Here is a 13,310-nt window from a genome sequence, read left to right on the forward strand (position 1 = left end):
GGCGACCGGAGTAGTCGATGACCGATGTAATGCGTGACGGCCCACGGGCAGGCGGCGTGCCGCCCCATGCGAAGACGTTTCTGGGCCACCCGACCGGCCTGTTCATGCTGTTCTTCGCGGAGTTGTGGGAGCGGTTCTCGTTCTACGGGATGCGCGCCATCCTGGTCTTCTATCTGACCAAGCACTTCCTGTTCACCGAACAGCCCGCCTACGCCGTCTACGGCGCGTACACGTCGCTGGTGTACATCACCCCGATCATCGGCGGGTACCTGTCCGACCGGTTCATGGGCCCGCGCAAGGCGGTGCTGACCGGCGGCGTCCTCATCAGCATCGGCCATCTGCTGATCGCACTGGTGGAGGCGCCGCAGGGCGTTCAGGGCTCCGCACTACAGGGCTTCTATCTCGGCCTCGCCTTCATCATCGTCGGCACCGGCTTTCTGAAGGCGAACATCTCCGTCCTCGTCGGCAAGCTGTATCCGCGCGACGACCTGCGTCGCGACGGGGCCTTCTCGATCTTCTACATGGGTATCAACACCGGTGCGTTCGTCGGCCCGCTGATCGTCGGCGCGCTGGGGGAAACGGTGGGCTGGTCCTACGGCTTCGGGGCGGCGGGGATCGGCATGGTGCTGGGCCTCGTCGTGTTCGTGCTGTGCCGCGGCGCGCTGCACGGCGTCGGCGAGCCGCCGGAGCCGGCGTTGCTGACGACGCGCACCCGCATCGGTCTGTCGCCGGAATGGCTGATCTATCTCGGCGCCGTCGGTGCGGTGCTCGTCGCGTGGTGGCTGGTCGGCAATCAGGGCGTGGTCGGCACGCTGCTGATCGTGTCGTCGATCCTGACCGTCGGCTACATCCTGACGCGCTCGATCCGCACGCTGCCGCGTCAGGAGTTCCACCGGATCCTCGCCGCCCTGTTCCTGATCGCACTGTCGCCGCTGTTCTGGGCGCTGTTCGAACAGACCGGCTCGTCGCTCAACGTCTATACGGACCAGCAGGTCGACCGGTCGCTGCTCGGCTGGGAAATCCCGGCCTCGTGGTTCCAGTCGGTCAATCCGTTCTTCATCATCACGCTCGCGCCGATCTTCGGGGCCTTGTGGGTGAAGCTGGCCAGAGCGGGCAGGGAACCGAGCGCGGCGTTCAAGTTCGGCATCGGCCTCGTGCTGGTCGGCGCAGGCTTCTTCGTCCTGACCTACGGCGCGCCCGCGCAGGGGCTGACCCCGGCGATCGTCATCATCTTGCTCTACGCCTTCCACTCCGCGGGCGAGCTGCTGTTCTCGCCCGTCGGACTGTCGTCGATGACGCGGCTGTCGGTCGGCAGCATGACCGGGCTGATGATGGGTACGTGGTTCCTCGCTACTGCGGCCGGCAATTTCCTGGCGGGCGTGATCGCGCAGGCGACCGGCGGCGAGGGTGCGGGCGTCGAGCGCGTGCTGGAGGTCTATGGCCGCATCGGCTGGTTCGCGATCGGGCTCGGCGTTGTCGTGCTGGTCCTGGCACCGTTCGTCACGAAGCTGATGCATCTGGATACGCTGGGCGAGCCCGACCACGCGCTGGCCGGCGACCGCACGATCGGCGAACCCGCCGCGGCCGGTACCGACACGCGCACCGAGCAGAAGCCGCGCCCCTAAAATCCTCCCCTCGTCGAGGGGAGGTGGCGCGCATGCGCCGGAGGGGCAGCCACAGGCGACACGGCCCGTGGCTGCTCCTCCGTCCGCCTTTCGGACCGCCGCCTTCCCGTGCCGGAGAGGAACTGCGGCAGTCCTACTGACACCCCTGTCGATTACCCCTTGAGCAACCGCATCCGCAGGCGCAGGATACGGTTAATAAAAACAAGGGAGAGGCAGTATGTTACACAAGACCACGCTCGCATTGTGTCTGGCGACGGCGACGATGATCGCCGCGAGCCCCGCCTCGGCGGACCGCGACACCGCCCGTTTCACATCGCTGACGGTCTTCGGCGACTCGCTTGTCGATGCGGGCAACATCAGCATCTTGACCGGCGGCGCGACGCCGAACGCCGCGCTCGGCTACTTCATGGGTCGTTTCACCAACGGCTACGACTATACCGACCTGCTGAGCCGCGACCTGTTCGGCACGGCAACGCGCCCCTCGCTCGCAGGCGGCAGCAACTTCGCCTTCGGCGGCGCGCGGATCGTCAACAACAGCGACGGCATCCCCGACATCACCGCGCAATATGCGGCCTACCGGGTCAGCGGTCAGGCGGTCGACACCAACGGCCTGTACGTGCTGAACATGGGCGGCAACGACATCTTCGCGATCACCAACGGTACCGTCCCGTCGCGCTTCCCGACCACCGACAGCTACGTCCAGGCCGCCGCGACGGAATATGCCGCCACGGTGCAGGCGCTGAACGACGCCGGCGTCCGCAACATCCTCATCACCGATTTCCCGCTGCCCGCCAGCCCCGGCAATGCGGAGGCCAACACCTATCTCACCGCCGCCCTCGACGGGCTGATGCTGGACAGCGACACCAGCCTGTTCCGCTACAGCTATGCGGACTTCTTCGCCCGCGTGACGACCAACCCGGGTGCGTTCGGCCTGCCGACGCTGGACCAGACCACGACCTGTATTCAGGCGAACGCTCAAGCCAGCGGCTGCGTCGGCTATTTCTCGTTCGACGGCACGCATCCCACCGCCGCCGTACAGGCCGCCGCCTATCGCGACATGAACGCGCAGTTCGGCCTGAACGCGTTCCAGGCGGTGCCGGAGCCCGCGACCTGGGCGATGATGATCCTGGGGATCGCGGCGGTCGGCGGCGCGGCCCGCTATCGCCGTCGCACGTCCCGGCTCGCCTATGCCTGATCCCGCCTAATCCGGCGTTCGCCGCGCGACGATGGACGTGACCGCCACGTCCATCGTCACATTGCCGACCGTGCGGAACAGGTCCGGCACCGTCTCCACCGCGACCAGCAGCGCCAGCGCCTCCAGCGGCACGCCCATCGCCAGCGCGACGGGCGCGACGCTGGCGAAGAAGCTGATCGTTCCCGGCAGCGAGACCGATCCCATCGTCGTGATCGCCGCCGTCGCGATGCCCGCGGCCAGTTGCGCCGGCCCGATCTGAACGCCCAGCAGATGCGCGACGTACAGCGCCACCGACAGGTTCATCGCGGGGCTGGTCGCGCGGAACACCGCCACCGCCAGCGGCAGGACGATGCCCGCGGTCGAGGCGGGTACGCCCAGGTCGCCGCTGCCCTTCAGCATCGCCGGCACGCTGGCCAGCGACGACTGCGTGCTGATCGCCACCGCCTGTGCCGGCGCGACCGCCTTCGCGAATACGCCCGGTCTGACGCCGCCCGCCAGCCACGCCAGCGGATAGGCGGCGATCAGCACGATTACGCCGACGCTCGACACCAGTACGATGTAGTGCGCCAGCGCGCCGAACGCCGCCGTCCCCGTCCGCGCGCCGACGCCGTACGCCAGCGTGAAAATGCCGATCGGCGCCAGTTTCAATACCCAGCCGACGATCACCAGCATCGCATCGACGATCGCCTGGAATAGCCCGGTCAGCCGCTCGCGGCTTTCCTCCGGCAGTGTCGCGGTGGCGAACGCGAAGACGAGGGTGAACACCGTCAGCGGCAGGAACGCGTCCGCCGCCGCCGCCGCGACCACGTTGGTCGGCACCACGCTGTCGAAGAACGCCGCCAGCCCCGGCACCTGTCCCGCCGGGGCCGCCGACGCCAGCCCTGAACGCAGGGCTGCGCTCCACGCCGTCGGCAACGGCCACGCCTTCAGCAACAGCGGCATGACCACCGCCGCCATGACCGTCGTCGCCCACAGCACCGCGACGAACAGCACCATCGCCCGCACCGCGATCCGTCCCGCTCGCGCCGCATCCGCCGCTGCGCCCACGCCCGTGACCAGCAGACCCATGACGAGGGGCACGATCACCATCTGCAATCCGTGCAGCCACGCCGCGCCGATCGGCTGCGTCACCGTCGTCGCCGCGATCGCCGCACCGGGGACGAGCGCCGCCGCCAGCATCCCCAGCAGCAGCCCCGCCGCCAGTCCCGTCAATATTCGTGTCGCCTGCGACATGCTCGCGCTCCCCATACTCGCGCTAGAAGCGTCCTTGCGCTATCGGCCCTTCAACTAGCGAGACGGAACGACGCGCGATGGCAAGGAAATATTTCGGCACCGACGGTATTCGCGGCGCGACCAACACCGGCACGATGACGGCGGCAATGGCGATGAAGGTCGGCATGGCCGCCGGTGCCTACTTCCTGCGCGGCGATCACAAACACCGCGTCGTCATCGGCAAGGACACCCGCCTGTCGGGCTATATGCTCGAATCCGCGCTGGTTGCAGGCTTCACCAGCGTCGGCATGGACGTGGTGATGACCGGACCGCTGCCGACGCCCGCCATCGCCATGCTGACCCAGTCGATGCGTGCCGATATCGGCGTGATGATCTCCGCCAGCCACAATCCCTTCGCCGACAACGGGTTGAAGCTGTTCGGCCCCGATGGCTTCAAGCTGTCGGACGAGGCCGAACTGGCGATCGAGGCGCTGATCGACGGCGACATCCCGCTCGCGCCCTCGAAGCAGATCGGCCGTGCCAAGCGCATCGACGATGCCGCCGGCCGCTACATCCACTTCGCCAAATCCACCTTCCCGGAGGATGCCCGCCTCGACGGGATGCGCGTCGTGATCGACTGCGCCAACGGGGCCGCATACTCCGTCGCTCCGACCGCCCTGTGGGAACTCGGCGCCGACGTGATCGCCATCGGCGTCACGCCCAACGGCACCAACATCAACGACGGCGTCGGCTCGACCGCGCCGCAGACCCTGTCCGAGACGGTGGTCGCGTCGGGTGCCGACATCGGCATCGCGCTGGACGGCGATGCCGACCGGCTGATCGTCGTGGACGAGCAGGGCAGGGTGGTCGACGGCGACCAGTTGATGGCGACGATCGCCGCCGGCTGGGCGCGTCAGGGCAAGCTGCGCGGTGGTGGACTGGTCGCGACCGTCATGTCCAACCTCGGCCTCGAACGGCATCTGTCGGCGCAGGGCCTCGGCCTCGTCCGCACCGCGGTCGGGGACCGGCACGTCCTCGAAAAGATGCGGTCGAGCGGCTATAATGTCGGCGGCGAACAGTCGGGCCACATCATCCTGTCCGACTATGCGACGACCGGCGATGGCCTCGTCGCCGCGCTTCAGGTGCTGGCCGAGGTCCGCCGCGCCAACGCGCCCGCGAGCGAGGTCCTGCACCGCTTCGATCCTCTGCCGCAGCTGTTGAAGAACGTCCGCTTCGCCGGCGGCAAGCCGCTGGAGACCGACGCGGTCAGGACCGTGATCGCCGATGCGGAGGCCGAACTGAAGGGTCGCGGTCGCCTCGTGATCCGCCCCTCCGGCACCGAACCCGTCATCCGCGTCATGGCGGAGGGCGACGACGCCGCGCAGGTCGAACGCCTCGTCGACCGCATCTGCGACGCCGTGAAGGCTGCGGCGTGAAGAGGATCGGCTGATGCTCCAGATGCGCCCCGACTGCGAACGCTGCGGCGCGGACCTGCCGGCCGCGGCGCCCGGTGCCTTCATCTGCTCGATGGAGTGCACCTTCTGCGCCGAATGCGCGGAAGAATTAGACGACCGCTGCCCCAATTGCGGCGGCGAATTGCTCGACCGCCCCACGCGGACCGGCAAGGCGTTGAAAGCCAACCCGCCTTCCGCGGAGCGGCGCTTCCAGAGCTGAAGACGGCCGGTCGCGCGACGTTGCGAAGAGGATGGGCTTCCCCCTACGCCCCTCCCCGGCGAAGGCCGGGGCCCAGTTGCCGCCAACCCAGTGAGTCTCACGTCCTTCACCGAAACTGGGCCCGGCCTCTGTAGGGGAAGTGAAGAGGCGGGATTGAACCACCCCGTGCTCCCGTGAAAACGGGAACCCAGTACACCCAGCAGCACTCCCACCAGCCGCCCGGAAGACAACGTACTCCCGCCTTCGCGAGAGAACAGCAGCCGGAAGCCACACCCCGTTCTTCTCCACCTCTCCGCGCGAACAAAACCCTCGAACAAAAATGTCCTACGCGCCCCGAATCCGCTACACCGCCCCCATGCCCGAAGCCCCGCAACCCGAAGCACAATACACCCCGTCCGGCGCCTCCACTTCCTCCACTTCGGTCGCCCGCATCCTCGTCATCGCCGGCTCCGATTCGGGTGGCGGAGCGGGAATCCAGGCCGATATCAAGACGGTGACGATGCTCGGCGGCCACCCCATGACCGCGATCACCGCGATCACCGCCCAGAACACGCTCGGCGTGCAGGCCGTCCACGCCGTCCCCGTCGACACTGTCGTCGCCCAGATGCGCAGCGTCATCGACGACATCGGCGTCGATGCGGTCAAGATCGGCATGATCGGCTCGGCCAGCACCGCCCACGCCGTCGCCGACATGCTGGAATCCCTGGGCGTCCCCATCGTCTTCGACCCCGTCATGATCGCCACCAGCGGCGCGATGCTCGCCGACGCCGACACGATCGCCGCCTTCGACCGGCTGATGCGCCTCGCCGTGGTCGTCACCCCCAACCTCCCCGAACTCGCTGCGCTCGGCGGAGAGTCGGCGGTCCTCGCGACGGGCGCGGCCCTGCTCGCCAAGGGTGGCCACGGGGAGGGCGACACGATCACCGACCGCCTCGTCACCGGCGCGAGCGAGCGAAGCTGGACCCACCCTCGCATCCACACTGCTCATACCCACGGCACCGGCTGCACGCTCGCCAGCGGCATCGCCATCGGCCTCGCACAGGGCATGACGCTGCCCGACGCCTGCGCCCGCGCGATCGCCTTTGTCCAGGCCGCGCTCGCCGCCGCGCCCGGCCTCGGCGGCGGTCACGGCCCGATGGGCCACGCGCTCGGCCGTATTCCGTTCGAGGACGCCACATGCCGGGCCTGAAGCACGAGAAAGCCTGCCTCGCCCCCGTCGCCGGCGTCGACGAAGCGGGCCGCGGTCCGCTCGCCGGCCCAGTCGTCGCCGCCGCCGTCATCCTGCCGGCCAGGGGCACGCCGCGCGGTATCGACGATTCGAAGAAACTCTCCGCCGCCGAACGCGCGCGCCTGTGCGGCCTGATCCAGACCCGCGCCGTCTACGGCATCGGCATCGTTGAACCGGAGGAGATCGATCGCCTCAACATCTACTGGGCGACGATGAAGGCGATGACGCTCGCGGTGGATGCGCTGGTCGCGAAGCTCGGCTGCGCGCCCGGCCACGTGCTGGTCGATGGCAACCGCCTGCCCCGCTGGAGCTACCCCGCCACCGCGATCGTCAGCGGCGACGCGCACAGCCTGTCGATCGCCGCCGCCTCGGTCGTCGCCAAACATACGCGCGACGGAATCATGCTCGAACATGCCGCTACGCATCCGCAGTACAACTGGCATTCCAACAAGGGTTACGGTTGCGCCCGCCACCTCGCGGCGCTGCGCGAACACGGTGCCACCCCGATTCACCGGCGCAGCTTCGCCCCCGTCGCGGCGGTCGTCGGCGGGCCGCAATCGATGCTCGTCCTGTGACCCTCCCGCACCTCGTCGCAAATCCGGACTACGAGTCTTTCGAGTCACACACCCAAGGGGTTGCGCCCGCCGACTCGCGGGGTCGCAACATCTGGGGCGGGACTCATGATGTTCCGCCGACCTCGCCGCCGCGCCGCCGACACGGTTAACCAATGTTCGCTTGACGAGAGTCCGCTGTTTCGCGCGAATGGGGCGGCAAGGGGGACGTGATGGGGGTTATCGAGAAGATCAGGCAGCCGCGGGTCGCGGCGCGCGGAACGGTCGCGACTCCGGAGCCACTGCCGCTCGACAGCATCATCCGCGGCGACTGCATCGCCGCGATGCGCGCGTTGCCCGCGAAGTCGGTCGACATGATCTTCGCCGACCCGCCCTACAATCTCCAGCTCGGCGGCGAGCTGTTCCGGCCGGACGGCACGCATGTCGATGCGGTCACGGACGATTGGGACAAGTTCGACAGCCTGAAGCATTACGACGCCTTCACCCGCGCGTGGCTGGCGGAGGCGCACCGCATCCTGAAGGATGACGGCACGATCTGGGTGATCGGCAGCTATCACAACATCTACCGCGTCGGCGCGGCGGTTCAGGATCTCGGCTACTGGATCCTGAACGACATCGTCTGGCGCAAGGCGAACCCGATGCCGAACTTCCGCGGCACCCGCTTCACCAATGCGCACGAAACGCTGATCTGGGCATCGAAGGGCGAGAAGGCAAAATACACCTTCAACTACCGCTCGATGAAGACGCTGAACGACGAGCTTCAGATGCGCAGCGACTGGGAATTCCCGATCTGCGGCGGGCAGGAGCGGTTGAAGCGCGACGGCGTCAAGGTCCATCCGACCCAGAAGCCGGAGGCGTTGCTGTATCGCATCCTCCTCGCCTGCACGAAGCCCGGCGACGTCGTGCTCGACCCGTTCTTCGGCACCGGTACGACCGGCGCGGTCGCCCGGCGGCTCGGCCGCAGCTGGATCGGGATCGAACGCGAGGAAGACTATATCGCCGCCGCCGAACAGCGCATCGCCGCCGCGCTGCCGCTCGACGAGTCGGCGCTCGCGACGATGCAGAGCCCGCGCGCCGCGCCGAAGGTCGCGTTCGGCGTGCTCGTCGAGAATGCGTATCTGACGCCGGGTGCGGTCCTGACCGACGCGAAGCGCCGCTTTCGCGCAACCATCCGCGCCGACGGCAGCCTGCTCAGCGATTGCGGCGCGATCGGCTCGATCCACAAGCTGGGCGCGACGGTGCAGAATGCCCCGGCCTGCAATGGCTGGAGCTTCTGGCACTACGAATCGGACGGCAAGCTCGCCCCGATCGACGCGCTGCGCCAGACCTACCTGCTGGCGACGCAGCCGTAAGGTCTCTGAATCCTCGCCTTGGCGGGGAGGAACAAGGCTCAACCCCATGACCTACCTCCGCCCCGTCCAGTTCGTCGACACCCCCATTGGCCTCCCCGACGGCAGCGTCGCGCGGCTGGCCGGTGGAATGCAGTGGTTCGCCGCCTACGAACTGGTCGACGGAAGCACCCGCCGCATCGTCCCGGTCGCGGAGGTCGCTTCCGAGAGCGAGCGTATCGTCACGCTCCACGCCCGTGCCACTGCGCTTCGCCGGCCGCTGACGCTGGGAGAGCGCACCCTCCGCCTCGACCAGCCGCTCGTCGCCGGCATCCTCAACGTCACGCCCGACAGCTTCTCGGACGGCGGCGCGCATGTCGACGATCCGGCGGGCGCAGCGGCGGCGGGGATCGACATGGCCGCGGCGGGGGCGGCGCTGATCGACGTCGGCGGGGAGTCCACCCGCCCCGGCGCGACCGCCGTCTGGGAAGGGGACGAGATTGCCCGCGTCGTGCCGGTCATCGAACGTCTCGCCCGCAGCGGCGCGGCGGTGTCGATCGACACGCGCAAGGCGCCGGTGATGGAGGCCGCACTCGCCGCCGGAGCGGGGATCGTCAACGACGTGTCCGCCCTGCTGTGGGACGACCGCGCGCTGGAGGTCGTCGCCCGCACCGCCGCCCCCGTCGTGCTGATGCATTCACCCGACCCGCGCGACGGCGGTCACGGCCGCGTCGCCTACCGAGACGTGGTCGGCGAAGTGTTCGCGTGGCTGGAGGCGCGGATCGATGCCGCGGTCGCCGCCGGTATCGACCGCGGCCGGATACTGGTCGACCCCGGCATCGGCTTCGGCAAGTCGCTGTCCGACAATCTCGCGCTCATCAACGGGCTGGCCGCGTTCCACGGCCTCGGTTGCGCGGTCATGCTGGGCGTCAGTCGCAAACGGATGATCGGCGCGCTCTCCGGAGAAGCCCCCGCGACCGAGCGCCTCCCCGGCAGCCTCGCGCTCGCGCTGCGCGGGGCCGATCTCGGCGTCCAGCTGCTCCGCGTCCACGACGTGGCGGAAACGTTGCAGGCGATCAGGGTCTGGCGCGGGCTGCGCGACCGTGCTTTGGCAGGTGGCTGAAACTCAGTTTCTGAACTGATGTTGCATTGCAGCGTTACACAGGCTGAAAGGAAAACCGCTTGATCGTCGACGCCACCCCCCGCCTGAAACGTATCGTTGCCGAGGTCTGGAAGCCGCTGCTCGGCCTGTTCGTGTGGGACTGCATCGTCACCGTCACGTACTTCCTGTTGCCGTTCAAGGCGCCGTCCCTGCCGCTGACGCTGTTCGGCTCCGCGCTCGCGCTGTTCCTCGGTTTCCGCGACAATTCCGCGTACCAGCGCTGGTGGGAGGGTCGCATCCTGTGGGGAGCGATGATCAACGCATCACGCAATCTCGCCCGTGGTGCGCGCAACTTCCTGCCCGATCCGGAGGCGCACGATCTGAAGCGCACGATCGTGCTCCGCCAGATCGCCTATGTGAACGCGTTGCGCTGCCAGTTGCGCAAGCACCCGCGCGACGAAGTGGTGCTGAAGTTCCTGTCGCAGGGGGAGGCGTCGCCCTCGCTGGCGCGTGTCAACACCGCCAACGGCATCCTCGACGGCACTGGCCGCCGCATCGACGAGGCGCGCCGGCAAGGCTGGATCGACACCATCCAGCAGACCAGCCTCGAAAGCGTGCTGATCGATATCGCCAACGCGCAGGGCGGGATGGAGCGGATCAAGAACACGCCACTGCCGAACCAGTACCGCTTCTTCCCGAACTTCTTCACCAAGCTGTTCTGCGTGCTGCTGCCGATCGGGCTGGTCGAGACGCTGGGCTTCGCGACGCCGATCGGCTCGACGATCGCCGGCCTGATGTTCCTCGCCGTGCTCCAGATCGGCGACGATCTCGTCGACCCGTTCGCCGACACGATCCACGACGTGCCGCTGAACGCGATGTGTCGCACGATCGAGATCGACCTGCTCGAGTCGATCGGCGATACTCCGCCCGAGCCATTGACCCCCGAAAAGGGCGTGCTCTGGTAAGCCGATCCGTCATCCCAGCGAAAGCTGGGATCTCTATCGGAGGCGCACACCGCTAGCCGGAACGGCCCCCTGTTCGGGTTGTTGAAAAACTCTCTTCTGCCACCCCGGCGAAGGCCGGGGTCCAGTCGCTATGTCGGCGGTAATCGACGGAGAGCGCTACTCGACTGGACCGAGGCCTTTGCCGGGGGATCACTGGGTGAAAGGCCGCCCAGCCACTTCGCAATGATCCTCGCTGCGACGCGACGGAGTAGGGCGCTCTCCGAAAGCGCCCCGCGGAAAAATCCCTAGACCCGCTCCACCGCATTCACCGCATCGATCGCGCGTAGCGCCGCCAGCAAGCGCATCAACTGATGCACGTCATGCACCTCCACATCGATGACGTTGGTGTGGAACCGCGTATCGCGCGTGTCGAGGCGCAGGTTGATGATGTTGGCCTTGTGCTGCCCGATCACCGTCGCCAGCACGCCCAGCGCACCCGGCTCGTTGCGCACCGTCACCTGGATGCGCGCGACCGCACCCTCGGTCGCGTCGCCCCACGCCACATCGACCCAGTCCGTCTCCTCGTCGGAGCGGTCGGCCAGCTCCGTCAGCACCGCGCAGTCGATCGCGTGGACCTCGATCCCCGCATCCGGCCGCCGCAACCCCACGATGCGGTCGCCCGGGATCGGGTGGCAGCAATGCGCCAGTTCGTAGGCGACGCCCGGCCGCAACCCCTTGATCGAGATCGCCGTCGCTTGCGGTGCCAGCGCCGCCACGTCCGCGCCCGCCGATCCGGGCATCAGCGCTTCCATGACCGCCGCATCCGACAGCGTCCGCCGCGCGATCGCCACCATCAACGCCGGCTCGTCGGACAGCTTCAGGCGCTTCAACGCATGTTTCAGCGCATCCGCCGCCAGTTGCGCCGGCAGCCGTTCGACGATGTCGTTGTACAACTGTCGGCCGAGGTCGATCTGCTCGCTGCGTTCGGTCTGGCGCAGGTGTCGCCGGATCGCCGCCAGCGCCTTGCCCGTGGTCGCCACGTTCAACCACGCCGCCTGCGGCTGCTGGCCGGCAGAGCGCAGGATCTGCACCTGATCGCCATTCTCGATTACCGTCGACAGCGGCACGACGCGACCGTTGATCTTCGCGCCGACCGCCTGATCGCCCAGATCGGTATGCACCGCATAGGCGAAGTCGATCGGCGTCGATCCCTTGGGCAACTGGATCAGCTCGCCCTTTGGTGTGAAGGCGAAGATGCGATCCTGGTACATCGCCATCTTGGTATGTTCGAGCAGCTCTTCCGGACTGTCCGCCGTGTCGAGGATCTCGACCAGATCGCGGATCCAGCTCACCTGCTTGTCCGGCTTCGACGCCTGTTTGTAGCTCCAGTGCGCGGCAAGCCCGAAGTCCGCCTCGGCATGCATGTCCGGCGTCCGGATCTGGATTTCGACGCGCGTCTGCTCGGCGGTGATGATCGTCGTGTGCAACGACCGATAGCCGTTGCGCTTGGGCGTGGAGATATAATCCTTGAACCGCCCTGGCACCGCCGGCCAGCGCTGGTGGATCACGCCCAGCGCGCGGTAGCAATCCTCCACCGTCGGCACGAGCGCGCGGAACGCCATCACGTCCGACAGCTGCTCGAAACTGATGTGTCGTTCGTTCATCTTGCGGAAGATCGAATAGGGGTGCTTCTCGCGCCCCGACACGTCCGCTTCGATCCCGGCGCGGCTCAGCAGCAGTTTCAGCCCGGATGCGATCCGCGCGATACGGTCGCCGCCGCCGATCTTCAGCTGCTCCAGCCGCCGCGTGATGCTCTCATACGCTTCCGGTTCGAGCTGTTGGAAGGCGAGCGTCTGCATCTCCTTCATGAACTCGTACATGCCCACCCGCTCGGCGAGGGGGGCATAGATATCCATCGTTTCCTTGGCGATCCGCCGCCGCTTCTCCGGTTTGGAGATGTGGTGCAGCGTCCGCATGTTGTGCAGCCGGTCGGCCAGCTTCACCAGCAGCACCCGGATATCGTCCGACATCGCCAGCAAAAACTTGCGCAGGTTTTCGGCGGCACGCTCGTTGTCGGTCTGCGCCTCGATCTTCGACAGCTTCGTCACACCGTCGACCAGCCGCGCGACGTTGGGACCGAACAGCCGCTCGATTTCTTCCGGCGTAGCGACCGTATCCTCGACCGTATCATGCAGGATCGCCGTGGCGATCGTCTCGTCGTCCAGCCGCAGGTCGGTCAGGATACCAGCAACTTCGATCGGGTGGCTGAAATACGGGTCCCCGGACGCCCGCTTCTGCGATCCATGCGCGTGCATGGAGAAGACATAGGCGCGGTTCAGCAACGCCTCGTCGGCGTCGGGATCGTAGTCGAGAACTCGATCGACCAGTTCATATTGGCGCAGCACTGTCCCTAGATGGGCGGTAGCCACG

Annotated in this window: 11 protein-coding genes; 9 read left to right on the forward strand and 2 right to left on the reverse strand. The window is 67.6% G+C overall.

Annotated features, from left to right (window positions below):
* Positions 1–17: 17 nt before the first annotated feature.
* Entirely contained in the window at positions 18–1,625 is a 1,608-nt protein-coding gene (locus ILT43_RS07915) for a peptide MFS transporter (RefSeq protein ID WP_204197794.1), read from the forward strand.
* A 217-nt stretch (positions 1,626–1,842) separates the two neighbouring features.
* A complete protein-coding gene (locus ILT43_RS07920; RefSeq protein ID WP_204197807.1) occupies positions 1,843–2,820 on the forward strand; it encodes an SGNH/GDSL hydrolase family protein in 978 nt (325 codons plus the stop codon).
* Between the two features lie 6 nt (positions 2,821–2,826).
* Here the strand turns inward: ILT43_RS07920 and ILT43_RS07925 are convergent, their stop codons facing one another.
* Positions 2,827–4,053 carry a dicarboxylate/amino acid:cation symporter gene (locus tag ILT43_RS07925; RefSeq protein WP_204197810.1) on the reverse strand — a complete coding sequence of 409 codons (1,227 nt, stop codon included), beginning with the start codon at positions 4,051–4,053 and terminating at the stop codon, positions 2,827–2,829.
* A gap of 77 nt (positions 4,054–4,130) precedes the next feature.
* Between ILT43_RS07925 and glmM the strand changes: the two genes are divergently transcribed.
* The 7 genes from glmM to ILT43_RS07960 all read left to right on the forward strand — a co-directional run bounded on the left by glmM (position 4,131) and on the right by ILT43_RS07960 (position 10,901).
* Positions 4,131–5,468 carry a phosphoglucosamine mutase gene (gene glmM, locus ILT43_RS07930; protein ID WP_204197821.1) on the forward strand — a complete coding sequence of 446 codons (1,338 nt, stop codon included), beginning with the start codon at positions 4,131–4,133 and terminating at the stop codon, positions 5,466–5,468.
* Between the two features lie 13 nt (positions 5,469–5,481).
* On the forward strand, positions 5,482–5,706 hold the full coding sequence (locus ILT43_RS07935) for a DUF1272 domain-containing protein (protein ID WP_204197836.1): 225 nt from the start codon (positions 5,482–5,484) through the stop codon (positions 5,704–5,706).
* A 355-nt stretch (positions 5,707–6,061) separates the two neighbouring features.
* Entirely contained in the window at positions 6,062–6,895 is an 834-nt protein-coding gene (gene thiD / locus ILT43_RS07940; protein WP_204197840.1) for a bifunctional hydroxymethylpyrimidine kinase/phosphomethylpyrimidine kinase, read from the forward strand.
* Positions 6,883–7,509, forward strand: coding sequence for a ribonuclease HII (locus ILT43_RS07945; RefSeq protein ID WP_204197856.1), 627 nt, complete (start codon positions 6,883–6,885; stop codon positions 7,507–7,509). The genes thiD and ILT43_RS07945 overlap by 13 nt, the downstream gene beginning before the upstream one ends.
* A gap of 209 nt (positions 7,510–7,718) precedes the next feature.
* Positions 7,719–8,858 (forward strand): site-specific DNA-methyltransferase, encoded by a 1,140-nt coding sequence (locus ILT43_RS07950; RefSeq protein ID WP_204197858.1) that lies wholly within the window; start codon positions 7,719–7,721, stop codon positions 8,856–8,858.
* Between the two features lie 46 nt (positions 8,859–8,904).
* Positions 8,905–9,957: a dihydropteroate synthase gene (gene folP / locus ILT43_RS07955; RefSeq protein ID WP_204197867.1), complete on the forward strand. Its 1,053-nt coding sequence runs from the start codon at positions 8,905–8,907 to the stop codon at positions 9,955–9,957.
* Positions 9,958–10,016: 59 nt separating this feature from the next.
* Complete coding sequence (locus ILT43_RS07960; protein WP_204197872.1) at positions 10,017–10,901, forward strand: bestrophin family protein; 885 nt, start codon at positions 10,017–10,019, stop codon at positions 10,899–10,901.
* A gap of 284 nt (positions 10,902–11,185) precedes the next feature.
* On the opposite strand, the gene ILT43_RS07965 is transcribed toward ILT43_RS07960, so the two are convergent.
* Complete coding sequence (locus ILT43_RS07965) at positions 11,186–13,285, reverse strand: RelA/SpoT family protein (protein WP_204197874.1); 2,100 nt, start codon at positions 13,283–13,285, stop codon at positions 11,186–11,188.
* Between the last annotated feature and the right edge of the window lie 25 nt (positions 13,286–13,310).

The organism is Sphingomonas longa (genome assembly GCF_016892685.1).
Taxonomy (GTDB): Bacteria; Pseudomonadota; Alphaproteobacteria; order Sphingomonadales; family Sphingomonadaceae; genus Sphingomonas; species Sphingomonas longa.